Source organism: Tenacibaculum xiamenense, assembly GCF_964513065.1.
Lineage (GTDB): Bacteria > Bacteroidota > Bacteroidia > Flavobacteriales > Flavobacteriaceae > Polaribacter > Polaribacter xiamenense.
The window spans coordinates 1-24607 of record NZ_CAZEQU010000039.1 but is presented as its reverse complement, the minus strand read 5'-3'; the positions used below and the strand labels follow the sequence as shown (position 1 = coordinate 24607).

30 protein-coding genes and 1 tRNA gene are annotated in these 24607 nt (G+C 31.9%); 30 read left to right on the top strand and 1 reads right to left on the bottom strand.

Translation table 11 applies throughout. The features are described 5' to 3' along the window. Nucleotides 1–95: 95 nt before the first annotated feature. The 5 genes from ACKTTV_RS17895 to ACKTTV_RS17875 all read left to right on the top strand — a co-directional run bounded on the left by ACKTTV_RS17895 (nucleotide 96) and on the right by ACKTTV_RS17875 (nucleotide 6399). Nucleotides 96–992, top strand: coding sequence for a hypothetical protein (locus ACKTTV_RS17895; RefSeq protein ID WP_408032243.1), 897 nt, complete (start codon nucleotides 96–98; stop codon nucleotides 990–992). Nucleotides 993–1141: 149 nt separating this feature from the next. Then, complete coding sequence (locus tag ACKTTV_RS17890; RefSeq protein ID WP_408032242.1) at nucleotides 1142–1849, top strand: hypothetical protein; 708 nt, start codon at nucleotides 1142–1144, stop codon at nucleotides 1847–1849. A gap of 132 nt (nucleotides 1850–1981) precedes the next feature. Next, a complete protein-coding gene (locus tag ACKTTV_RS17885; RefSeq protein ID WP_408032241.1) occupies nucleotides 1982–3793 on the top strand; it encodes a serine hydrolase in 1812 nt (603 codons plus the stop codon). A 14-nt stretch (nucleotides 3794–3807) separates the two neighbouring features. Continuing rightward, nucleotides 3808–5178, top strand: a complete 1371-nt coding sequence (locus tag ACKTTV_RS17880; protein WP_408032240.1) for a serine hydrolase domain-containing protein — start codon at nucleotides 3808–3810, stop codon at nucleotides 5176–5178. 354 nt (nucleotides 5179–5532) lie between these two features. Then, nucleotides 5533–6399, top strand: coding sequence for an alpha/beta fold hydrolase (locus ACKTTV_RS17875; RefSeq protein WP_408032239.1), 867 nt, complete (start codon nucleotides 5533–5535; stop codon nucleotides 6397–6399). A 205-nt stretch (nucleotides 6400–6604) separates the two neighbouring features. On the opposite strand, the gene ACKTTV_RS17870 is transcribed toward ACKTTV_RS17875, so the two are convergent. Then, a tRNA-Met gene (locus tag ACKTTV_RS17870) sits at nucleotides 6605–6677 on the bottom strand. Between the two features lie 158 nt (nucleotides 6678–6835). Between ACKTTV_RS17870 and ACKTTV_RS17865 the strand changes: the two genes are divergently transcribed. The 25 genes from ACKTTV_RS17865 (at nucleotide 6836) to ACKTTV_RS17745 (ending at nucleotide 24405) form a co-directional block, all read left to right on the top strand. After that, a complete protein-coding gene (locus ACKTTV_RS17865; RefSeq protein WP_408032238.1) occupies nucleotides 6836–7687 on the top strand; it encodes a helix-turn-helix domain-containing protein in 852 nt (283 codons plus the stop codon). A gap of 88 nt (nucleotides 7688–7775) precedes the next feature. Next, the gene (gene msrB / locus ACKTTV_RS17860; RefSeq protein WP_408032500.1) at nucleotides 7776–8222 is read left to right on the top strand and encodes a peptide-methionine (R)-S-oxide reductase MsrB; all 447 of its coding nucleotides are present in this window, start codon (nucleotides 7776–7778) and stop codon (nucleotides 8220–8222) included. Nucleotides 8223–8316: 94 nt separating this feature from the next. After that, a complete protein-coding gene (locus tag ACKTTV_RS17855; RefSeq protein WP_408032237.1) occupies nucleotides 8317–8802 on the top strand; it encodes a peroxiredoxin family protein in 486 nt (161 codons plus the stop codon). After that, nucleotides 8802–9335 carry an N-acetyltransferase gene (locus ACKTTV_RS17850; RefSeq protein ID WP_408032236.1) on the top strand — a complete coding sequence of 178 codons (534 nt, stop codon included), beginning with the start codon at nucleotides 8802–8804 and terminating at the stop codon, nucleotides 9333–9335. Before ACKTTV_RS17855 ends, ACKTTV_RS17850 begins: the two co-directional genes overlap by 1 nt. A gap of 437 nt (nucleotides 9336–9772) precedes the next feature. Next, nucleotides 9773–11080, top strand: a complete 1308-nt coding sequence (locus ACKTTV_RS17845) for a lactonase family protein (RefSeq protein WP_408032235.1) — start codon at nucleotides 9773–9775, stop codon at nucleotides 11078–11080. A 24-nt stretch (nucleotides 11081–11104) separates the two neighbouring features. Beyond that, nucleotides 11105–11566, top strand: a complete 462-nt coding sequence (locus ACKTTV_RS17840; RefSeq protein WP_408032234.1) for a heme-binding domain-containing protein — start codon at nucleotides 11105–11107, stop codon at nucleotides 11564–11566. After that, on the top strand, nucleotides 11542–12012 hold the full coding sequence (locus ACKTTV_RS17835; RefSeq protein WP_408032233.1) for a heme-binding domain-containing protein: 471 nt from the start codon (nucleotides 11542–11544) through the stop codon (nucleotides 12010–12012). The genes ACKTTV_RS17840 and ACKTTV_RS17835 overlap by 25 nt, the downstream gene beginning before the upstream one ends. 127 nt (nucleotides 12013–12139) lie before the next feature. Further along, nucleotides 12140–12985: a helix-turn-helix domain-containing protein gene (locus tag ACKTTV_RS17830; RefSeq protein ID WP_408032232.1), complete on the top strand. Its 846-nt coding sequence runs from the start codon at nucleotides 12140–12142 to the stop codon at nucleotides 12983–12985. A 196-nt stretch (nucleotides 12986–13181) separates the two neighbouring features. Further along, nucleotides 13182–14000 carry a helix-turn-helix domain-containing protein gene (locus ACKTTV_RS17825; RefSeq protein ID WP_408032231.1) on the top strand — a complete coding sequence of 273 codons (819 nt, stop codon included), beginning with the start codon at nucleotides 13182–13184 and terminating at the stop codon, nucleotides 13998–14000. Between the two features lie 79 nt (nucleotides 14001–14079). Beyond that, complete coding sequence (locus ACKTTV_RS17820) at nucleotides 14080–15183, top strand: cytochrome P460 family protein (RefSeq protein ID WP_408032230.1); 1104 nt, start codon at nucleotides 14080–14082, stop codon at nucleotides 15181–15183. Between the two features lie 131 nt (nucleotides 15184–15314). Further along, on the top strand, nucleotides 15315–15614 hold the full coding sequence (locus ACKTTV_RS17815) for a DUF6787 family protein (RefSeq protein ID WP_408032229.1): 300 nt from the start codon (nucleotides 15315–15317) through the stop codon (nucleotides 15612–15614). A 3-nt stretch (nucleotides 15615–15617) separates the two neighbouring features. Further along, a complete protein-coding gene (locus ACKTTV_RS17810; protein ID WP_408032228.1) occupies nucleotides 15618–16103 on the top strand; it encodes a hypothetical protein in 486 nt (161 codons plus the stop codon). Nucleotides 16104–16117: 14 nt separating this feature from the next. Further along, nucleotides 16118–16561 (top strand): hypothetical protein, encoded by a 444-nt coding sequence (locus ACKTTV_RS17805; RefSeq protein ID WP_408032227.1) that lies wholly within the window; start codon nucleotides 16118–16120, stop codon nucleotides 16559–16561. A gap of 55 nt (nucleotides 16562–16616) precedes the next feature. After that, nucleotides 16617–16883: a peptide methionine sulfoxide reductase gene (locus ACKTTV_RS17800; protein WP_408032226.1), complete on the top strand. Its 267-nt coding sequence runs from the start codon at nucleotides 16617–16619 to the stop codon at nucleotides 16881–16883. A 229-nt stretch (nucleotides 16884–17112) separates the two neighbouring features. Continuing rightward, nucleotides 17113–17613 carry a peptide-methionine (S)-S-oxide reductase MsrA gene (gene msrA, locus ACKTTV_RS17795; RefSeq protein ID WP_408032225.1) on the top strand — a complete coding sequence of 167 codons (501 nt, stop codon included), beginning with the start codon at nucleotides 17113–17115 and terminating at the stop codon, nucleotides 17611–17613. A gap of 2 nt (nucleotides 17614–17615) precedes the next feature. Further along, nucleotides 17616–18077, top strand: a complete 462-nt coding sequence (locus ACKTTV_RS17790) for a carboxymuconolactone decarboxylase family protein (RefSeq protein ID WP_408032224.1) — start codon at nucleotides 17616–17618, stop codon at nucleotides 18075–18077. A 1-nt stretch (nucleotide 18078) separates the two neighbouring features. After that, entirely contained in the window at nucleotides 18079–19038 is a 960-nt protein-coding gene (locus ACKTTV_RS17785) for an aldo/keto reductase (RefSeq protein WP_408032223.1), read from the top strand. Continuing rightward, on the top strand, nucleotides 19038–19505 hold the full coding sequence (locus tag ACKTTV_RS17780) for a TlpA family protein disulfide reductase (RefSeq protein WP_408032222.1): 468 nt from the start codon (nucleotides 19038–19040) through the stop codon (nucleotides 19503–19505). Before ACKTTV_RS17785 ends, ACKTTV_RS17780 begins: the two co-directional genes overlap by 1 nt. A gap of 3 nt (nucleotides 19506–19508) precedes the next feature. Next, entirely contained in the window at nucleotides 19509–19901 is a 393-nt protein-coding gene (locus tag ACKTTV_RS17775) for a hypothetical protein (RefSeq protein ID WP_408032221.1), read from the top strand. Beyond that, nucleotides 19902–20429: a peptide-methionine (S)-S-oxide reductase gene (locus ACKTTV_RS17770; RefSeq protein ID WP_408032220.1), complete on the top strand. Its 528-nt coding sequence runs from the start codon at nucleotides 19902–19904 to the stop codon at nucleotides 20427–20429. Further along, entirely contained in the window at nucleotides 20426–21646 is a 1221-nt protein-coding gene (locus tag ACKTTV_RS17765; RefSeq protein ID WP_408032219.1) for a bifunctional alpha/beta hydrolase/OsmC family protein, read from the top strand. Before ACKTTV_RS17770 ends, ACKTTV_RS17765 begins: the two co-directional genes overlap by 4 nt. A gap of 49 nt (nucleotides 21647–21695) precedes the next feature. Then, the gene (locus tag ACKTTV_RS17760; protein WP_408032218.1) at nucleotides 21696–21977 is read left to right on the top strand and encodes a DUF427 domain-containing protein; all 282 of its coding nucleotides are present in this window, start codon (nucleotides 21696–21698) and stop codon (nucleotides 21975–21977) included. 19 nt (nucleotides 21978–21996) lie between these two features. Continuing rightward, nucleotides 21997–23154 (top strand): ergothioneine biosynthesis protein EgtB, encoded by a 1158-nt coding sequence (gene egtB / locus ACKTTV_RS17755; protein WP_408032217.1) that lies wholly within the window; start codon nucleotides 21997–21999, stop codon nucleotides 23152–23154. Between the two features lie 37 nt (nucleotides 23155–23191). Beyond that, on the top strand, nucleotides 23192–24133 hold the full coding sequence (locus ACKTTV_RS17750; protein ID WP_408032216.1) for an L-histidine N(alpha)-methyltransferase: 942 nt from the start codon (nucleotides 23192–23194) through the stop codon (nucleotides 24131–24133). A gap of 5 nt (nucleotides 24134–24138) precedes the next feature. Beyond that, a complete protein-coding gene (locus tag ACKTTV_RS17745) occupies nucleotides 24139–24405 on the top strand; it encodes a hypothetical protein (protein WP_408032215.1) in 267 nt (88 codons plus the stop codon). Nucleotides 24406–24607: the final 202 nt, after the last annotated feature.

The window sequence follows — 24607 nt, the reverse complement described above, 5'->3', positions numbered from 1 at the left end:
TATAATCCTAACATTTTAGCACTTCTCTAGCTCCAAAACAAGTTTCTTTTTTACAAGCGTGCTATACTTTTGCTTTATAAATTTAAAATATAAAAATGAAAAGAGTATACTTAAAAACTGCAAACATCAATTATCATTCTTTAATTAGAAAGTTTATTTCAATGATATTTTTAGTACTTATCATTATATCTTGTTCTAAAAAAAATGATACCGAACCTTTAAAAATATCTCAAGAAATTAAAGAATTAATCTACTTTAAAGGAAATGAAAGTGCTTCTACAGTTTTGATCAACTCTCAAGGTGGTCCAGGCTATCAACTAGATGAACACATTGTAAATTTATTTTTCCAAAATTATAACACTGATGATGTTTTAATGGCCAATGTACATCAAGCTCAAACAAAAAACTTGGTTCCTTTTACGAATAATAATATAACCTTAGAACAAGCTATTAATTTTGATGGAGAAAGTGTTGAGAGTTTATTTAAAGTTATAAACTTTTTCAAAGAACAAGGAAGAACTGTATATGTATTAGGCGTTTCTTTTGGAGCTTTTTTAACTCAAGAACTCATTGCAAAACATGGAATTAATGTTGCAGATAAATATTTGATTATTACTGGGAGATTAGATATTAATGATATTATTTGGCAAGCAGCTTTAGAAGGGAAAAATTCTAGATTCCAAAATGGCACTACTCCCATAATAATTCCAGGTATTGAAGACAATATAATGGAAAGAAATACTATGAAGTTATTTGCAGGAATAGCGAAAAACAGATATACAGAACGCTTAAATTCTATTAATGACCTATCTAATATAATGTATGTTTTTGGAACACAAGATCAAGCTGTTGGTCGTCTTACCGCTGAAGAAATTCATTTTTTACAATCTAAAAACGCTACTGTAATTTCCGGAAATGGAAATCATGATGAAACATCTAATAATCTTACTGTAGATGCAATTAAAGATTTTTTTGGAATTGCACCAAAGTAGATTTTACCATATTATTTATTCCCTCCTATTATTCATTTCCTAATTGCTTTTGTAAAAGGTTAGTTGTTCAAGCCTTCAACTAATCTTTTGCAAAGACAGCAGTTAGTAATAAGTTAAAACCTTGAAGAAAATAACTTGATCCGAAAGCGATGAAAAAATTTATTCTATTAATAACAATTGTATTAACAGTATCAGTTGTAAGCGCTCAAAAAACAATTGATTCACTAACTTATGAAAATACACAAGACATAAAGTTCTTTAAAAAAATTAGGAATAGAACTTTAGTAAAAAAATATAGAACAGTTAACAATAACGTAATTAAAGTTGGCGATACCGTTATTTTAGGAACCCCAACCTCTCAAGAGTTAAGTTCTAGAACCCTTTCTGGACTTTATGGTAAAAATGTAAAATTCGGATATTCTAGAACCAGAAGTACCACTAAAAAAACTTATGAATTTATAAAAAGAGGAAGACCCGCGGGATTTGGTAATATTATAAATGCTTTAGCTGGAGAAGATGAAGTTATGGTTAGTAATAGCTTAAAAAATACCAAAGCAATAGTTAAAGAAATAAAAACCTATCACAGAGGGAGTAAAAAGAAACCTTTGTTTTTAGTCATGGTATTAGGAGAAATAAATGGTAGAGCTTTTGGAATAAATAAATATATAAGTGTTATGGACACTGAATTGGCAGTTGAATCTGGCGAGATTTTATTAAAAAATAGAAAAATGACTAGAGAGGAAGCCATTTCAAAATTAAAAGAAGCCAAAACTTTACTAGATATAGAGATGATACCTCGCGAAGAATTTGAAGATTTAAAAAAGAAATTACGTCCATTTGTAATGGAGAAAAAATAATATCCTTTAAAAATCTAAATATTATGAAAGCAAAAAACAATTTAGTAATAGGTGCCTTTATATTAATACTAACAAGTTTTAGTTACATCACTACAAGTAAAAATGACTCAATTTTAACAAGACATGATAAGGATGAAAAAAGTAATACTTAGCCTAATATTTACACTGTCAACAGTAGTCATAACAGCACAAAGAGACAAAAGATTAAAAGGGATTGATAAAGAACTAAACAACCTCCTTAAAATAACTAATACCCCAGGATTTGCAATAGCTGTAGTAGAAGGAGACAAAGTAGTCTATGCTAAAGGTTTTGGTTATAGAGACTACGAAAATAAAATTCCAGTAGATGCTAATACATTATTTGCTATTGGCTCTACTACCAAAGCATTTACCTCTGCCATTTTAGGAAAATTAAGAGCAGATAAAAAAGTATCTTTTAACGATAGTCCTCGTAAATATATTCCTGAACTAGAATTTTACAATGATGACATGAATAAGAACATCATCATTAAGGATTTAATGCGCCATAGTACTGGGCTTCCAAGCAGTGATTTTTCATGGTATTTTTTCCCTACATACAACAAAGACAGTTTACTCTTTCGTGTTAAATACCAAGCTCCTATTACTGGAGTTCGTCAACAATGGCATTACAACAATCATATGTTTTTAGCACAAGGAGTTCTAGCTGAAAAAATAACTGGTAAAAGCTGGGAAGAAAATGTTTCCAATGATTTCTTTAAACCTTTAAATATGACCAGATCAAATGCGACCATTACAGAAATGAAATCTTTTACCAATGCAGCATTTGGTTATCAGCAAGAAAACGATGGAAGCATTAGAAAAATGGACTACCAAGATATTGCGGGAATGGCGCCTGCAGGGAGCATTAACAGTAGTGTTAATGATATGGCTAAATGGTTAATCACATGGATAAATAACGGTAAGTATAATAATAAGGAAATTATCCCTTCATCCTATCTCAATGAAGCTATAAGTCCTCAAATGGTTATGTCATCTACATTACCTAGTAAAAACTCTCCTGATATACACTTCCAAAATTATGGATATGGATGGAACTTGAGTTCATACAAAGGACATTATCGTGTAGAACATGGTGGAAATCTCATTGGTTTTACAGCAAGTGTAGCATTTTTCCCAACAGATAAGGTTGGTATCGTTGTATTAAGTAATCAAGGCTTCTCTGAAGTTCCATCACTAGTCAGAAATATAATCTCTGACAGAATGTTAAATGAAAAAAAAACCGATTGGGTAAAACGCTATACAAACGTGCAAAAAAGAGCAAGAGAATTGCAAGAAGGTAATGACGTTGTGAACACTTCTTCAAATGTTAAAAACACAAAGCCATCTCATAGCAAAGTAGATTACGTAGGCAACTACTACAATCCTGGATATGGTAAGTTTAAAGTATTTATAAAAAATGATTCTTTATTCATGCAAACCACAGATAAAACGAGGTTGTTTTATTTAAACCATTATCATTATGACACTTTTGAAGTAGTTAATGTTCGTAACAGAAAAGCAGATACTTTAGAAACAGAATTTGAAATTAATTTTAGAACCAATAGAGATGGTGCTATTTCTGAAGCGATGATAGAAGTAGCCCCAGCACTTGATGCTATTGCTTTTAAGCATACACCAAAAACTTTAGATTTAAATACTACTACTCTTAAACAATATGTTGGTGAGTATGAAATTTCAGGAATGACATTAAAGGTTTACACAAAAAACAATAGCACTACTCTTTATCTTTTTATTTCCGATGACCAACCAGAATTTGAATTAAGCCTAACTGCACAGCATAAATTTTCTTTCAAAATATCAGGACAAGAGCTCAAAGTTGAATTTAAGAATGTAGAAAACAACCTTTTTAAAGAATTAGTTTTAACGCAACCTGATGGTGTATACAAAGCTGTTCGTAAATAAAAGTCAAATTAAAAATGAAAAGAACAAACGCAATCTTATTGCTTCTAATTACTTCATTATCATTAATGAGTTTTAGTTGCACAAATAGTAAAACAAAAACTAAAAAAGCTAATACTATTAATAGTTTACAACAATATGTTGGTGAATACATCTATGAAGCAGTAGGAATTCCAATAAGTATTTATACAAAGGAAAGAGAGAATCATACAAAACTCTACTTGTTTGTAACTGGAGATAGAGAAACGGAATTAATTGCCACAGGAGCTCACAAATTTTCTTTGAAAAATGAAGAGGGATTTAATGTAGAATTCGAAAAACTAGAAAACGGTGTTTTTAAAGAATTAATTCTAAGACAACCTCATGGAACTGTAAAAGGAATTCGTAATGGAAAAGCAATAATTGATGATTTAACTACCATTGATAAAAAACTTATTAAAAAAGGCTTTTCAGGAGTAATTTTAGTCGCTAAAAATGACAACATCATATTTAACAAAGCATATGGCAAGAAAAACAGTAAAGAAAATGGACTGAATGATATCAATACTGTTTTTGATATTTGTTCTATTACAAAACAGTTTACCGCTGCTGGAATATTAAAATTATCTATGGAAAATAAGATATCGCTTGATGACAAGCTATTAAAGTACTTTAACACAGTTCCAAATGATAAAAAAAATATAACTATTCATCAATTACTCACCCATTCTTCTGGTTTAGTTGATGGAATAGGAGGAGATTATGATACTATTACAGAAGAAGATTTTTTAAATCAAGTCTTTAGCAGTAAACTAATGAGCCCAATAGGTGAAAATTTTAATTATTCAAATATTGGTTATAGTTTACTTGGGCTAATCATTGAAAAAGTTAGTGGAAAAAATTATGAAACCTTTTTAAATGAAACCATTTTTAAACCTTCAAAAATGTATCATACAGGTTATGTAATTCCTAAATGGGAAAAAGACGAGGTCGCCAACGGTTTTTTAGACGGTAAAGAAGCTAAAAAACCAAATGAAGAAAATTGGAGTGCTAAAGGTCCATATCTAAATCTTAAGGCAAATGGAGGTATTTTATCAAATGCTAATGATATGTTACTTTGGAGTAAAGCAATTAGAAATAATGTAGTACTTGATGTAAAAACAACCTCTAAATACCTTTATCCGCATTTACAAACCGAAAGTTTATATAGTAATTATGGATACGGCTGGGGTATTGAAAATAATGGTTCTGAGCATAAGTTGGTACTTCATGGTGGAGCAAGTGACTTGTTTGCTACAGATATGTGGATGTATCCAAATAAAGGAATTACAATAATTGTATTGAGTAATACACAAGAAGAATACGTGTACTCAATAGCTAGAAAAATATCAAACTTTCTATTACAATAATACAATGCTCTTTTCAATATCATCAATAGAATTTACTTTTTTTATTTCTATAGAGTGTCTGTTGCTCTCAACATACAATTTTAAAAGGCACTGTTAAAGAAATTCAAAATACTAAGTTAACTTATGAAATATTAGAATTAAAAATATAGTCATCGAAAAACAAATCAAAAACGAATGGGATATTTACCAAAAGAATACGAACGAACAAAAACCATTTCGTTATAACGAACAATTATTTGAAAATTTTGAAACGCTCAAAATAGTGTTTTTTTAATTCGCTTTTTGGTTCATTATAGATTGTGTTGTTAAATAAGGCAACGTAATCTTTTCCAGAATAAACATTTGCATTAAATAATGAGTAAAACTGACCAATATTTTATATTAAAAGATAAAAGAAAATTAGGGTTTGCCGAATATGGAGAATCAAATGGTTTCCCGATTGTTTATTGTCATGGTTCTCAAAGTTCGAGATTAGAAATGCACTACGATCTTTCGTTTGCTTTTAAAAATAACCTAAGAATAATCACCATTGACAGACCTGGTCATGGAATATCAGATTTTAATTCCAACGGAACTATTTTAAGTTTTGCAAGAGACACAAAACAATTACTGGACTATTTGAGGATTGATAAATTTTCTGTTGCAGGAATGTCGGCGGGCTCACCTTTTTCTTTAGGTATAGCTTATTTATTTTCTAAAAATATCCATAAGACAACAATAATCAACGGTTTTGCCCCGTATACTAAGGAGAGTAAAAAATATTTATCAAAAGAAGTCAAATTGATGTTGAACTTCGCAAAATTATTTCCACTTTTATTAAAATGGTCGCTAAAATTACAAGCAAAACAAGTAGCAAACAACCCTAAAAAATCACTTCAGCATTTTTTTAAAATCATGAGTGAACCCGATCAGAAAATTCTTAAAAACACTGCTGTAATAAAAGTCATTGAAGATATGTATAAAGAAGCTTTTAGAAATGGAAGCAAAGGTGTTGCCTATGAAATTACGAATATTTTAGTAAAAGACTGGGGGTTTAGACTAAACGAAATTCAAGTTCCTACAATATTTTGGTGCGGAGAAAAAGATAATAACACCCCCTATAACTGGGCAAAATTAATGGCTGATAGAATTAACGAGGCTACCTTAAAAAAATACCCTGACGAAGGGCATTTATTATTATTTAATCATGCTGAAGAAATATTTATAGATTTATCAACATAAAACAAATATCTTAAAATTATTTCAGTTGAGTCCAAAGCTTATAATACGCTCTATCCTCAAAGCCTAGCATTTAAAAAGCTTATCTTATGAATCTCATTAAAATCGCTACTACACTATATATTCTTGTTGGTTTTAAAATAAAAAAAGTAATAAAGATTAAGACATAAAAAAAACGAACTGTTAATTAACAATCCGTTTTTATTTGTAGCGGGAACAGGACTCGAACCTGTGACCTTCGGGTTATGAGCCCGACGAGCTGCCTACTGCTCTATCCCGCGATTTGCGGTTGCAAATATACCGCTTTTTATTCGATATTTCCAAATATTTAAACCACTTTTTTATTTTTTTATACATTTTGTACATTTTTTTAATCCTTTTGCGTTAATTTCCAACTTTATAACGACTTATTAAAATTTTAAACAGGTTCCTCTTTTTTATGAAATTTAGTTATACTGGAGAAAATGAAGCTACATTCGATTTAATAGATACAACTGAGCTTAGTTATAGCGCTCCCAAAATGAGAGGAGATTGTTATAAAATAATTTGGGCAAAAAATGATGAAATACGTATTGGTGTTGATGGCTACAGTGTCTTATTACAAAAACATCAAATGTTGTTTTGCACCCCTTTAAATCTTTTAGACTTCGAAGTTGAAAACAGGGAAGTTGTAATATATTCTTTTAATAGAGAATTCTACTGTATTAGAGATCATGATAATGAGGTTTCCTGTAATGGATTATTATTTCTTGGATCTTCAACACCTGTAGTAGTCAAACTAAATCAAAAGGAGCAACAAAGTTTCGAGCTATTATATAACTTCTTTATCGAAGAGTTTGAAACCATAGATCATATTCAAGGAGAAATGCTTTTGGTGCTTTTAAAAAGGTTACTCATTAAATCACTAAGAATAGCTAAGAAAACACTTCCTTACCCCGACATGCCGCAACCAAAATTAGATACCATTCGAAAGTTTAATTTATTAGTAGAAATGCATTTTAGAGAAAAGCATAAAGTTTCAGAATATGCTAACCTCATGAATTTGACATCGAAATCCTTATCTAATATATTCACTCGTTATTATAACAAATCACCACTTAAAGTAATTAATGAACGTATAATTCTTGAAAGCAAGCGATTACTATCCTTCTCAGAAAAAAACATCAACGAAATTTCATTCGAATTAGGTTTTGAGGAAGCCTCTCATTTCTCAAAGTTTTTTAAAACTCACGTTGGAAAATCTCCTAATTTTTATAAAAAGGCGAATTTTAACAGTGAGCAAAATATATAAAAAGCGATGGAAAATAGTTACGTTATTTACTCTTCTTCCATAGTATATTTGTATAACAAAAGAAAGGAATAATACAATGAAAGACAAAATACTAACCTGGAAAGACGTAATTAGTTTTGCTGTAAATGGAAATCCTGTTCCTGACAGAAGAGTTGAAAAAACAGAAGCTGAATGGAAGGAACTCCTAACACCAGAACAATACAGAATCACAAGACAAAAAGGAACAGAAAGGCCTCACTCTGGAGCTTTATGTAGTGCCTACGATGCTGGTAAGTATAATTGTGTATGTTGTAACACTCCATTGTTCGACTCTACAATTAAATTTAACTCAGGTACTGGATGGCCAAGTTTTACACAACCAATTCAAGAGAATGCTATTAAATATGAAAAGGATTCTTCCTTTGGTATGGTAAGAGTTGAGGTTATGTGTAATACTTGTGATGCGCACTTAGGACATGTATTTCCTGATGGACCAGAACCAAGTGGACTTCGATACTGTATTAACTCAGAGTCTATGACTTTACAAAAAGAATAATACCTAAGTATTCTTTCAAATTAATCACATCCTAGGCTATCTACCTATTAGGTAGCTAGGAAAAATTATTGTCTAAATTTAAATCAATTGAAAAATGAACAACACCGAAAATAAAGTATTTAAAGCACCCGAATTTAATGTAAAGCATTGGGTGGATGCAAATGGAAATAAAACTGACGAAATAAAACTATCCGATTTTAAAGGTAAATTTAAAGTTTTATATTGTTTTCAAAGCTGGTGTCCGGGTTGTCATAGTGTAGGATTACCTAACCTTCAAAAAATGGTAAATGCACTTGAAGGTAACGATAAAGTAGCTTTCTTAGCCGTCCAAACTGTTTTTGAAGGTCATGATGCAAACACCTATGAAAAGATGCTGGAAACTCAGAAAAAATACGACTTAAAAATACCATTTGGTCATGACGCTGGTGATGATGACAAATCAAGATCAAATATTATGATTAATTATAAAACAGGAGGAACTCCTTGGTTTGTATTAATTGATCAAAATGACAATGTTGTTTTTGCTGATTTCCACTTAAACGTTGATGCAGCTATTGAAGTTTTAAAAACTGTAAAATAATGATTAGAAATGTTCCTGAAATTAAACTTTATGGCGCCTCTGGGTGCCATAAAACAAATTATTACAAACTTGTTTTGGATGAAATTGGATTACCATATCAGTTTTTAGATGTTGAAGCTAATGAATATCATGCAGAGGAACTCAGGAATCTCTATATAAATAGAAAATTAAACTTTCCAACAATTACCATAGGAAGTAAAAAGTTAAGAAACCCTTATAAGGAAGAACTAATTAAATGGATGCATAAATTAATACCAAGTATGTTACAAATTAAACACGATACAGATAACAGGAAGTTTAGTCTAGATATAAACGGTGAGGAAGCCAAAGTAGAATATGTTTGGAAAAATGACAAAATGTATTTGGTTCACTCTGAAGTTCCTTACAACCTTAGAGGTAAAGGAATTGGGAAAGAACTTGTTTTAAAAACCTTTGAAAAACTTCACGATGAAGGTCATCAAGCCGTTGCCATTTGTACTTACATTAAACATGTAAAAAATAGAGATGAGTACTGGAAGACTATCATTGAGTAGAATTAGAGTTAAATTTCTATATAACATACTAACTTCAAATTAGGGCTTTAACGGCAACCAACTTTCTCCGAAAAAAGTACCATATTTCTTGCGTTCTATCAATTAATTTTGATTGTAGAAGAGGGCAAAAAAACACTCTTTAATTATTAACATCATGAATTTAATGTAACCGTTAGATAAATCTATCTAGCGGTTTCTTAAAATTCATTTATGAACCAAAGAATCAGCTTTTACTAACACTACTAACAACAAAAACAAAGCATTGGGTTCTTTTTGCGTTTTAAACGACAAAAGCAAAATCTATATCCATAAATAAAACTATTTAAGGAAGTCTTTTAAACACATCTCAGAAAGAAAAGCTGAGTACTGAAATGGGCACGGTTACCCCTTTGTTACAAACAACATTTTAAGAAAATTAACTTAATCCAATCATAATAATGAAAAATAAGTATACTATTTTATTACTTTTACTAATAACCAACTCTTACAATTTCGGTCAGAATAAAACTGGAACTACAGAAAATGCCAACTACATATATGTTGCCACAAACGATAAGCATGAAAATTCTGTAATTGCATTCAAACATTTCAAAAATAAAATTGAAGAAATTGGGGAATTCGGAACCAAAGGAAAAGGTACCGGAAATATAGAAATATTCGATTGGGGTTATGATATTACCCATCCCCTTAAAGATGGAATTGACCCATTAATTTCGGCATATAGTGTTTATAAAACTAATGATAATAAATTCCTCTTAGTCGTAAATCCTGGAGATGGTTCACTAACCTCCTTTAAAATAAAGGAAAATGGGAAACTCTCTTTTGTAAATATCGTCAAAACTGGAGATATTCATCCACTAAGTATTGCTGTACATAAAAACATAGTTTACGTGGCTAGTGCTGGAAGTGTAGCTCCACCAACACCTCCGTTTACTGGAAATCTGAAAGGTTTTTTTATTGATAATAATGGTAAGTTAACCCCTATTGAAAACTCCATGCGAAACTTAAACGCACGTCCTTCATGTACCATGTTCACACCTGACGGCAAGTTTTTAGCAGTAAATGAATTGGTTACAGGCTTAACAAAAGTTTACGCAGTCAACAAAAAGACCGGAAAGTTATCAAAGGATCCAATTTCGCAAGCTCAATCACCAAATAATGGAACAAATGGGAGATGGCTAGCGATTCCTGTTGGCTTTGATATCGCATCTTTCAAAGATCATCATGTATTATATGCCGCCGAAGCTCGTTTTTTAAATGAGAAAGGTATGTTTAGAGAAGAAGCCAATGTTGTGCCTCAATCATCAAAATACTCTTGGCAAACGGGCTCAACTACTGCGTATAAAATTGATAAAAACGGTATGATTTCGGTTTTATCACCAGATGTTTTAACAGGAAATAATTCCGAAGGGGGAGAAATTGCAAATTGTTGGATTGAAATAAGTCCAGACAAGAAACATTTATGGGCAGCAAATGCTTTATCGAGCTCATATAGCTTATATGATATTAGCGATTCTGGTGCTATAAAATTAGATAAAAGAGCAGCTTTTAAAGTAAAGGATGAAAGCTTATTCTTTGGAGATCTAATTCACAGTACAGATGGAAAATATTTATATCAGTTAATAGGGAACAAAGGTGCCATTTATGTATTCAAAATACTCTCTAATGGAAACTTAAAACCAATGATGATGCACAACGAACCCTTATTACCTAAAACTGGATCTTTCGGAATCATAGCTAACTAATAAACCAATTTAATTAAACCCAAAATGACAAAGCAGAATAATATCGTTAGGAAAAAGTTTATCATATCGTTTGTAATTCTTTTAACAGCAATACAATTTTACAGACCTAACAAACCCATTTACAAGAAACTTACGCCTAACGATATTATTTATTCTAATAAACCATCCGAAGAAATAGCTACTCTTATAAAAACCACTTGTTACGATTGCCATTCCAATCAAACAAAAAAATATTGGTACTCTAACATTGCTCCAGTTGCTTGGTTAATAGATTACGATGTTTCAAAAGGGAAGCAAAAACTCAACTTCTCAGATTGGGAGACCTATCCTCGTAAGAAAAAGATTGAACTCGCTGGAGAAATTATGTTTCAAATGTATGAAGGCAAAATGCCTTTGCCCATCTACACTAAAATTCACGGTAGCGCCAACTTATCAAAGACTCAACAAAACAAATTAACCGAATGGATAAATTCATTAGTAGAATAAAAAGCTTTCTTTTAATTCTCGTTGTAAGCTTTCTACTAATTCAACTCTATCGCCCTTTCTCTTTAAATAAGAGTAAGGTCAACTCCTACAAGTTTTTCGACGAATTAAAAGCTCCTGAAAAGGTGAAAAATCTTATTCAAAATAGTTGCTTCGACTGCCATTCAAATCGTACAGATTATGCTTGGTTCGATTATATAGCTCCTATCTCATGGAAAGTGAACAGTAATATTAAAAAAGGAAAAACAACGGTAAACTTTTCAGAATGGAAAAATTATGAAGAATGGCGTAAACTATCAACTTTATCTGCTAGTACTTTCAATATAAAAAATCAGAGTATGCCTCCTAAAAATTATCTTTTAGCACGTCCTTCCAAAAAAATCACGCTTGAAGAAAGAAAGTATCTGATCAACTGGTTTGAAAATATTAGTAGAATCACATTGAAATAAGATTTTACTTATACTTTTTTTAAGTATCCATAATCCCAAAAAACAAAATACCTCAACGCAACCACCTCATTTAAAATCAACTAATTTTAGTACCTTTAAATGTACGTTTCCCTCAACATGAAATCATATGAACTTTAAATACCAAAAAATCTCCAATCAGAGTGAGTTTATTATTACTGATTTTAGCGACCTTTCATATAAAAGCTTTATAAAAAGCACTGCTTACTTTAAAATTTTATGGGTAAAAAACGATAGTTCCTCTATTACCATTGATGGATATAAAATGAATCTTAACAAGGACTGTCTTCTTTTTTGCACTCCTGAAAATCAAATAGAATTACATAAAAACGAAAACGAAGAAGTACTCGCCTTCATTTTTAATAGAGAGTTTTATTGTATTCGCGATCACGACAAAGAAGTTTCTTGTAACGGGCTTCTTTTCTATGGCTCATCTTTACCCACGGAAATAAAGCTTTCACAATTAAAAATAGACTTATTTAACATGTATTATGTCATGCTAGAAGAAGAATTTATGTTTAAAGATTCTCTTCAAGGGGAAATGCTAAGAACAATACTGAAACAAATTCTAATTCTATCAACTCGTTTAATCAAACAAAATCTGAATATTACTAATGAAACCCAAGAAAACGTTGATTTAATTAGAAGTTTTAACTTACTTGTTGAACAACATTTTAAAACAAAGCACAAAGTAAAGGAATATGCCGAAATTTTAAATAAATCTCCCAAAACACTTACCAATGTTTTCAATTCAAACAACTATAAAACACCTAGTTCTATTATTATTGATAGAATCATTCTTGAAACACAGAGATTATTAATTCATTCGGATAAAAATATATCAGAAATTGCTTTTGAATTAGGTTTTAGCAGCAGCTCACACTTTTCTAAATTTATTAAGATACATAAAGGTATGAGCCCCATTCACTTTAAAAATAGTTTACTCACCAATTAAGATTAAAATTCTTTAATAATTATATTGAAATTTTTAAGTCAGTTTTCTAAGAACACCTCTTAGACTTCTCACAAGAGTGTCAACTTAAAAATGGCAACCCACACCTAACAGAAATATATACAACTATTTAGGAAAATTATCCATTTCCTCGCAGACCTTGTTCCCATAAATTTGCTATGAAACGCAAACTGAATATATGATATTGATTCAAGATATTGAATATCAAGAAATAGTTACAAAATCAACAACCCAAATAGAAAACGGAACCGATTATCAAATACTATGGAATAAACACACTATTGAAAACTGTTGGTTTAACTATAAACAAATTAAAATCCCTTCTAATACATTAATAGCATTAAATCCTAATGATGTATTTCATTTACCAGATGGGGCTCAAAAACTATATCAAATTTCATTTGGTCAACCCAAAGAAGAGTCGATTAAAAGTTTTTTCAACACGGCTTTTTGTAATCAACTTAATGAGTTTAATAGTCTCTTCAAAATTAAAAACAAAGAGATTGTTAACGAAATAGATCATATAACACGACAAATTAAACTATCATCATTTAATACGAAAAACACCCCGTATTTTAAAACTCATTACCTATTTAACTTGGTAATATGTCTTTTACATGCAAAATTTTTAGATACGATTGATTTTAAAGTTACTCAATTTAAAAAGTTGTTTTCTCTTGAAGAAAAAGAAACTCATTTCGTGAAATTTTATGGTGAAGGCTTAAACACTCCTCCAAAAGAATTATTGAGACAGTTTACAAAAAAAGGATACAATAAACCAAGTACAATTATTAACAACTTTATAATTCTGGAAGCTCAAAAAAAATTAATGAAGTCGTCCTTGAGTGTAAAAGAAATTGGGTTTGAACTAGGGTTTGACGACCCAGCTTATTTTTCTCGTTTTTTCAAAAAACACACTGGAATTTCGGCATTGGAATTTAAAAAAAATTACGAGCAACTTTTAGTAAAAACAAACAACGAATCCATTGGAAAATAGTCCAACAAAAATCTTAACCTACTCACTACCTTTAAAATAACATTAACAAAATTCAATAAATAACTAAAACACATTTCAAATGAAAATTAAACTTACTTTATGTAACATAGCACTCATTTTGCTAATTTTTACATCATGCTCCAATGGTAGTTCAAAAGGAATGAGTGACAACAGCTATCAAAACAAAAGCTTTTTCACTATGGAAAATGGAGAGCTAATAAGACCTACAGGTTATCGTTCTTGGGTTTTCGTTGGAACCCCTGTTACACCAAATGACCTAAATGGTGGTAAGGCTCCTTTCCCTGAAATGCATAACGTATATATTGATCCAGCAAGTTATGATCATTATAAAAAAACTGGAATATTCAAAGAAGGGACCATATTAGTAAAAGAACTTGTTAGCGTTGGAGCGACTTCAGCTGTTAGTGGAAATGGATATTTTGAAGGTGAATTTATTGGTTTGGAAGCTTCAGTAAAAAGCAAGGAACACTTTCCAAACGAACCAGGGAACTGGGCTATATTTAGCTTTACACAACCAAAAACAGGAATTCTAAAAGAGAGAACCAAACAATTTCCTTATGCAGCCTGTGCAGCCTGCCATGACACAAATGCCGACGACGATTTTGTATTCACGCAATACTACCCTGTTTTACGTGCAGCAAAAGGAGCCGGAGACATAAACCCAGAAGACGGTGCTAAACGTGTAGCTGAGAAAAAAGAAGAATCGAAGGAGGTTGGAATTTGGGATGCTACTGCTCCTACTCCAACTGATAAAAAATTCGACATTCCTCTAAAAGAGGATAAATTATTCGCTTTCTTAAATACAGAAGCTTATAAAAAACTAAAATACCAAGAAAAAGAAACTCATAAATCAGCAGGGCCTCATGAAACCGTTAGAAGCTACATTAGTACTGAATTAGCTGAATCAGTGAAAGCTGGTAATAAAGAGCATCCCGTAGGATCTTATGCTATTAAAGAGCAATTTAAAGATGGTAAGCAACTAGGATGGTCAGTAATGTTGAAAACTCAAGAAAAAACTGACAATGGAAGTGGATGGTTTTGGTATGAAGTATTAGATAGAAAGGATATTTCGAAGAAAGCTGCCTATGGAAATGGAGTAAAAGGATGCGTATCGTGTCACTCTATTGGAAACGACATGGTTCGTGCAACATTTTTAAACTAGAAACTAGAGTCTTATTAGTTTATATAGATTGATTGAGTACTTCATTAGAAGTACATCTTTAGACTCATTTAACTTACTGCTTTGGTTAAGTGAGTCTCTTTTATTTCATCTCACAAACTCAAATTATAAAAATGAAACAACTCAAGAAAAAGTGGAACATTACTTCGAACATTCAACTTATTACTATTTTGCTAGTTTTTACAATTAATGGTTCACTTTCTATATTCTTAGCCAAACCACTATTACATTCTTTGAATATTACCCAAACTGCCCTGTCACCGCTATTTTTTTGGCCACTACGAATTTTAATCATGTTTATTATTTACCAAATACTCCTAGTAACTATGGGCTGGTTGGTAGGTCAACATAAGTTTTTCTGGAATATGGAAAAGAAAATGTTAGCCAGGTTCGGCCTAATTAAAAACAAATAATATATGAAAACAACAATACTTACATTAGCCTTTCTATTTGCAACAGCCTTATGTAGTGCTCAAGAGCATCCTGAACATAGCGAAACTTCACATAAAAAAGAAAAGGATCCTGGGTTTGAGATTGTACTATCAGGAATCGGAATATACAGTCCTGAGCACAAACATTGGAATAGTGCTATAGAAACCCACCTAACCTATTGGACCACTCATAAATGGGCTTTTGGTGTTGGGTATTCTATCATTTTCGAAGATGAACTTGAGCATGAAATTGCCGCGCTTGTGAGTCATAAACCATATAAATTTCTAACTCTGAACTTTGGACCAAGTTTTTCATTACCTAATGAACATAAGGACACAAAAGTCTCGGCATATCTAGAAAGTGAATTTGCCTTTCATGTAGGTGAAATACATTTTGGCCCTACGATAGGAGTGCTTGCAGGAGAAGACTTCCGAATATTTGGAGGGCTACATATTAGTTACGAATTCTAATCTAAAACTCAATAATGGACAAAGTAAAATTGAAGGAAGCATTAATTGCTTTAGAAAAACATCATATCGATGAAGCTGAAATGAAATATGACGATTTCTTACTTGGAAATCTACTCGATAAAACAGAGGTTATTGATGATGACGATCAATCACATCATCGACAAAGTATAGAAATATCGGATCAGTTAGAAGAACAAGCACATGTGCATTTAGAACATCTTGAAACCATCCATAAAATTTCTTTTACTCCAAAAAAAGTTGTGGAACCTGGTGCGGTTATAAGCGTAAATGGAAGATGCATGATTGTTGCGGTTTCAAAACCAATGTTTACTATTGATGGTAGAAATTTTATAGGAATTTCAACCAATGCTCCTATTTACAAAGAATTGGCTGGAAAAAAAACTGGAGAGTCTTTTGTGTTTAATGGGAATACATTTAAAATAGAATCAGTATATTAAACTTTGTATTTTGCTTACTACTTTCCTAAAACGATTTATCTTAAAAAAGAATTCTTTGAACTCTGTAGTTTTAAAAATAATTAAAGATTTACCTGAAGGATATTCAGAAGGTATCTACATGAAGAAAAAGTATGGAATTACAAAAGCCTCTTTTAACAAAGGGAAATCCTTTAAAGTATATGCCAAAGAATTGGGAGGCGCAGATTTTATTAGCTTGAATTACTATATAACTTCAACAGAAGAAAAACTAAAACCTTGTGAAATGCCTGATGAAAAGGTACTTCATTTCTTATACAATGTAGAACCACTTATACGAAAGTAAACTTAACCAAAGCATAAAAATCTTATTATCAGACTTTTCTTTGAATTACACTTTACAAATAGTAAATTTAGTGAGTAAAATAAACAAGTATATATGATTAATGTATATGGAAAAAACAGCTTCTTGATCGTAACTTTGACATAGTCAATTACCCCATTTAATACAGAGGGAATTGTGAGTTAAATTTCACTTAGTGAACAAACATTAATCTTATACATCAAATATTACAATGAGCAATTACAAAAAAGCATACATAGCAGGAGGTTGTTTCTGGGGAATGGAAGACCTTTTTAGAAAAAGACCAGGAATTGTAGATACGGAAGTTGGGTATTTAGGTGGAGAAAATGACTTCCCTACTTATAGAAATCACCCAGGACATGCAGAAGGTATTGAACTTACCTACAATCCTGATGAAACTAATTTTAAAGAGATTTTGGATTATTTCTATAGAATGCACGATCCAACAACTGTTGACAGGCAAGGAAATGACCGTGGATCAAGCTATCGATCGGCTATTTTTTATCAGAATGATGAAGAAAAGCAAATCGCTGAAGACTTTATCAAAATTGTTGACGATTCAAAAAGATGGCCAAGCAAAGTGGTTACGACTATAGAACCTTTTACAAAGTTTTGGGTTGCTGAAGATTATCACCAAGACTATTTAGTAAAGAACCCAAATGGATATACCTGTCATTTTGAAAGATTTGACAACTCATTTATACCAGCATAATTATGAACGAAACCAAATTCAAAAACATTCGCTTTAACCCTGATGAAACACCTTTTCATGACCTAGCCAAACAAATGGCTCGAGCTTTCGGCTACACTGCCGATTTGGAAGTGGACAAACAACTAGCTCAATTATTACGATTGCGTGTTGCTCAGAAAAACGAATGTGCCTACTGTGTTATTTTACATGCAAAAACCTCAAGAGAGGTTGGAATTAACGAAGCAAAAACCGACAACATTTCTTCTTGGTGGAATAGCGAATTATTTACCGACAAAGAAAAAGCAGCCTTGGCATATTGTGATGTTTTAACGGAAGGAACTCATAAAAACTTTCAACAATATCACGATAACATGACTGAGTTTTTCTCGGAAAAAGAAATCGCTGAAATCGCCGCTATTGTAATTAACATGAATGTTTGGACTCGTTTAAAACTTGCCCAAGGTCAAATACCTTATATTGAATAATATGACAAAAATTTCCAATATAGGTCTTGGAACCGCTGCTATTGGGAGACCATTATACATTAATATTAAAAACACCACAAAAGAAAGTGGTGTTTTTAATCTTGATGATTTTAAGCTGAAAGGAAAACAAGTTTTAGAATCTGCCTACGAAAAAGGCATTCGCTATTTTGATACAGCTCCTGGTTATGGAATGTCTGAGCAATTATTAATTGAGTGGCTGGAAGAAAAAAATGATCCTTCTATTAAAGTAGGAACAAAGTGGGGTTATACCTACGTTGCCAATTTTGATCCAAATGCAGAAATTCATGAGGTAAAAGAACATAGCTTAAGTAAGTTAAATGAGCAGTGGGAAGTATCAAAACAATTACTACCACATTTAAGCTTTTACCAAATTCATTCGGCTACCTTAGATACTGGTGTTCTGGAAAATGGCGATGTTTTAAAACGACTTCATGACATAAAAAAAGAACACAATATTAAAGTTGGAATTACAGCTTCAGGAGCTAATCAATTGGAAATACTTAAAAAAGCCAGTGCTATATCAATAGAGAATGAAACTTTGTTTTCAGTGTATCAATGTACATTTAATATGTTTGAACAAAGCATACGTGAAATTGATCATGTATTTAAAAACGGAAATCAGCTCATTATAAAAGAAGCTTTAGCTAATGGCAGAGTTTTTAGTAATAACAACTACCCTGAATACAATTCGTTTTATTCCTATTTGGAAAAACTCGAAAACCAATTTCAAGTAGGGCGAGACGCTATTATTTTAAGCTATTGCACTTCTATTTACCCTGAAGCAATTGTGCTAAGTGGAGCCAATAATGAAACACATTTAGCAAGTAATTTAAATGCAACAACAGTAAAACTTACGGATACTCAAATCAATGAACTTTCCAAGTTTAAAGTAGCCGCTGAATTTTACTGGAATGAACGCAAAAAACTCACTTGGAATTAATGAATACGAACGATTTACAAATTGGTAAACTACTTCCTGATTGGGAATTAACATCCATTTTTCAAGGGAACATTCCTTCTTTGGAAGAACTCAAGGGAAAACCTGTTTTAATTCTCTTTTTTAATCTAGGGTGTCCTGGCTGTAAAGGAAGAGCCTTACCTTATGCCAACAGAGTTGTTGTTGAAAATGGAGAGCATATTCAGGTTATCGGAATTCACTCGCGTTTTGAAGGTCCGCAATATGAATTAAAAGATTTTGAAAATGCCAAGGAAGAATTTTATATCCGGTTCCCATTCTATAAAGATCTAAACGATACAAATACCTTCAGAAAATATCAAGCGGGAGGTACTCCACACTGGTTATTGACCGATAAAGAAGGTAATCTGGTATATTCAATTTTTGGATCAGATCCTAATAATGCTCTTTACAGATTAGACTTGAAAATTAATGAACTTTTAAACTCATAGATAATGCACGATTGGTATTTACCCATAACGATTTTACCCGCTTTAGGAATGTTGATTTTATCAACTACCAGTCAGATTACAAGTTTAAGTACTGAATTGAATCAATTATTAAGTAATAAATGCACCGATTTTCAACATATAATTTCGAGTAAAAAAATAAAGCAACTGGGCTTATTAACTAGGGCAAGTGCCCTACTCTATTTAGCTTCGGGAGTATATGTTTTATCTGGAATTTTAGGAGCCATATTCGAAAACAAGTCGTTTTATGATATTCCTAGTTTGTTATTATACACTGGAACTATTTTTATGTTCATTGCTTTTGTCATTCTAATTATTTACGCCTTCCGCGCTGTAGGAATTAGAAAGTTCCAATTTGAAAACAATCATAATTTATAAGTGAATAATGATATTAAAATAGGATTTGGTGGCGGTTGCCATTGGTGTACGGAAGCTGTTTTTCAACATTTAAAAGGAGTTATTCGTGTTGAACAAGGTTGGATTGCTTCTTCGGATGAAGATGAGAGTTTTTCAGAAGCGGTTATTGTTTATTTCAATGAACAAATAATCGATTTAAAAACACTGGTCGAAATCCATTTACATACCCACAAAAGTACCAGCAATCATTCTTTTAGAAAAAAATATAGATCCGCCATTTATACATTTTCTAAAGAGCAAGAACAAATTTGCAAAGAATATATTGATTCGTTCCAACCCGATTTTGATCACCAAATTATTACGAAAGTTCTTCCTTTTGTAGAATTTAAAGTTTCTCGGGAAGAAATTAGAAATTATTATAAAAAAAATCCGACCAAACCATTTTGTGAAACCTTTATTAATCCAAAACTAAAAGTCTTACTGACTCGATTTTCGAAAGAGGTAAAAGTTGAGGAATTAAGTCATTTAAAAAACGAAAGCACATTATGAAAACCATCCGACTTGACATTGAAAATAACAAGCAATACAAACTAAGAGCCTATATAGAACTTCCTGCCAATCAAAAGCCGCATTATTATGCCATTTTCGCGCATTGTTTTTCTTGCTCAAGTAGCTTAAATGCCGTTAAAAATATTAGTAGAGCTTTAACCAATCATGGATTTGGTGTGGTTCGTTTTGATTTTACAGGACTAGGAAGAAGTGAAGGAGAATTTGCTGAAAGTCATTTCTCTGCAAATGTTGACGATTTAATTGCTGTGAATAATTATATCTCTGAAAACTTTCAAGCGCCAAGTTTAATCATTGGACATTCACTTGGAGGCGCCGCTGCAGTAGTAGCCGCTTCGAAACTTTCAAATATAAAAGCAGTAGCTACCGTTGGTGCACCTGCTACAGTCAGCCATGTTACTCATTTATTTTCACATGCAATTGATGAGGTACAAAGTAAGGGGGAAGTTGAGGTAAATATTGGTGGACGACCATTTAAAATCAATCAGGAATTTGTTGAGGATTTCCATAAAACCGACTTGCCTGAAATCACAAAAAAATTAAGAAAACCTATTTTAATCATGCATTCTCCAGTGGATTCTGTGGTTGAAATTAGCAATGCTCATGACTTGTATCACAATGCAAAACACCCAAAAAGCTTCATTAGTTTAGACAATGCGGATCATTTACTCTCTCAAAATAAAGATAGTTTGTATGTTGGAAATATGATTGGTTCTTGGGCACAACGTTTTTTTGAACCGAAAGAAAACACTATGCTCGATACTAATGGAGAGCAATTAATAGGGCATTTAAACTTGTTGGAAGATAATTTTACAACATCATTACAAACTAAGAATCATTCATTTTTAGCAGACGAGCCTACAAGTTTTGGTGGTGATGACTTCGGACCATCTCCATACGATTATTTAAGCGCCAGTATAGCTGCCTGCACTACAATGACGCTCAAACTTTATGCGCAACGAAAAAAATGGGACTTACAAGAAGTATATGTGTACATCACCTACTCTAAAAAACACAGCGATGAACTAAGCTTGGATGTTGAAAAGCCAGGAAGAATAGATCATATTTCTAAAAAATTAAAATTTGTTGGAAATCTGGATGAAAGTCAACAACAAAGATTAAAGGAAATTGCGTCAAAATGCCCTGTGCATAAAACCGTTGCTAGCGAAGTTTATTTTGACACTGAACTACTAAACTAGACCTAACTACTATCGCTAGGATTATTTTATTCATTTTAAAATTATAATTATGAAAGCTATTTGGAACAACAAAATCATTGCTGAAAGCGATAACACTATTGTGGTAGAAGGAAATCATTACTTCCCACCTGAAAGCATCAATAAAGAATATTTTCAAAGTACAGAAACCCACAGTACTTGCCCTTGGAAAGGACAAGCCTCATATTACACTATTACGGTTGACGGGAAAGAGAATAAAGATGCTGCTTGGTATTATGTGCATCCTTCAGAAAGAGCTTCTCAAATAAAAGACCACGTTGCTTTTTGGAGAGGAGTAAAAATTGAAGAATAAGACATAACCAAAATTTAAAATGATAGATACTGAATATTTAAGAGAAAAATTTCTCCAATGTAGAAAGCAGTCGGAATTTATCTGTAAAGATTTAGAAATAGAGGATTACTCCGTCCAACCTGTTGTGGATGTATCCCCTCCAAAATGGCATTTAGCACATACCACATGGTTTTTCGAGCAGTTTATTTTAGTTGCCTTTGACAAAAACTATAAGGTTTATAATGATGATTTTGCCTTTCTATTCAACAGCTATTACAACAATGCTGGAGATCGGGTTTTACGTCCAAATCGTGGATTAATGACACGCCCAACAGTTAAGGAAGTATATGCTTATAGAAATTACGTTACTGAGAAAACTTTAGCTTTTCTATCAACTGATGTAACTGAGGAGATTAAAGAAATAATAGAAATAGGGATTAATCATGAGGAACAACATCAAGAGTTATTAGCCTATGATATTAAATATATTTTAGGTCATCAACCAACGTTTCCAAACATTCCTTTAGACTATTCTTTACAAGAAGAAACACAAGACTTTAAGTTCCTTAGCGTAGAAGAAGGTGTGTATGAAATTGGACATGTATCGAATGATTTCTGTTTTGATAACGAATTAGGTGTACATAAAACCTACATTCAACCATTTTCTATTGCCAACAAACTGGTTACAAACAGAGAGTTCATTGAATTTATTGAAGATAGTGGTTACCGTAATTTTAATTTATGGCATGCCGCAGGTTGGGATTGGGTTCAACAAAACAACATTAACGCACCACTGTATTGGCATTTTTTTCAGAACAAATGGCATTATTATCACACCAACGGTTTTACTGAAATCGACCTGGAGCTTCCAGTGATGAATATTTCTTATTACGAAGCTTTTGCCTTTGCCGAATGGAAAAAAATGCGTCTTCCTACAGAATTTGAATGGGAAGTAGCTTCAGAAAAATTCAATTGGGGACAATTGTGGGAATGGACAGCTAGTGCCTATTTACCTTATCCAAATTTTAAAAAAGCTGATGGAGCACTTGGAGAGTACAATGGTAAGTTTATGGTAAATCTACATGTTTTGCGTGGGGCTTCTATGGCTACTCCGAAAAATCATAGCCGAAAAACATATAGAAACTTTTTTCATCCAGAATTACGTTGGATGTTCTCTGGAATCCGATTGGTAAAATAATTCGTCTCTTAAACAGATATCAAATAAAGATCAATTTATGAATCAAACATTTGCAAAAGATCTCATCGAAGGGTTATCTTCGAAAAACAAACATCTATCTTCTAAATACTTTTATGATGATACTGGAAGTAAAATCTTTCAGGAAATCATGGAAATGCCAGAGTATTATTTAACCTCGAGTGAATTTGAAATTCTTTCTCTTCAAGCTAAGCAAATCATTGATGCGGTAAATTTCAATCAACCCTTTAATATTGTAGAACTGGGTGCCGGAGATGGTATGAAAACTTTCAAGCTTTTGGAATATTTAGTGAACCATAATATTGACTTTTATTATGTCCCTATTGATATTTCACAAGGAGCTATGAATAGTTTAGTAGACAAATTAAAAGCTAAACTTCCAACATTAAATATTCACCCAAGAGTTGGAGATTATTTTGAAGTACTTTCAAAAGAAAATGTACAAACAACCATTCCTAGTTTATTATTATTTCTAGGTAGTAATATTGGAAATTATGGTAACGACGAAGCCGTAAAACTTCTTTCGCTATTCAATAAAAACATGAAAGATGGTGATAAACTGTTATTGGGTGTCGATTTACAAAAAAATCCGATTACAATAAAAAATGCCTACGACGATCCTTATGGAATCACAAAGCGCTTCAATTTAAATTTGCTAACAAGAATCAACGATGAATTTGAGGGCGATTTCAGGTTAGACGATTTTGATTTTTATTGTCATTACAATCCTGAAAATGGAGAAGTAAACAGCTACCTCATCAGTTTAAGAAAACAAAGTGTGTTCTTAAAAAAATTAAACCAAGAATTTCATTTTAATTATGACGAATTGATTTGGACAGAGCTATCGAAAAAATACAATTTAAACGAAATTAACCAACTAGCGCAAACAACTAACTTTACTGTAGAGCAACACTTTTTAGATTGCAAACATTATTTCACCAACATAATTTTAAAAAAGTAAATCATATGAGTTTAATTGAAAATGTAAGAGATTTCTTTAATAGAAAAAGAAAAAATGAAACTACGGAAAAAGCTCCAGAAGGTGTTTGTCCGAACTGTTGGGGACGACATGAATACGATGGTGAGTTTTATTCATTTATGAAAGGTCAAAATGACAATCCGAGTAAAGAGATTTACAATAGTTTTATTGCTGATGTTGTCAGAAAACTAGATAAAATCACCATTAATAAGAATACCTATACTTGTGACACGTGCCAAGTAAAGTACGAGTAACGAATCATCATCTAATTGCGGTCATTTCGAAGGAATGGTAATAACTGAGAAATCTATACGTTGTTCAAAAACCTATTAAACAAAAGATTTCTCCTTTCAGTCGAAATTGTAAAGGTTAACTAATTCGTTGACAGTTTTGGTTAAAAATATTAGGAGCTACACCATTCAGACTTTGGTGTGGTCTTTCTTGATTGTAATAATA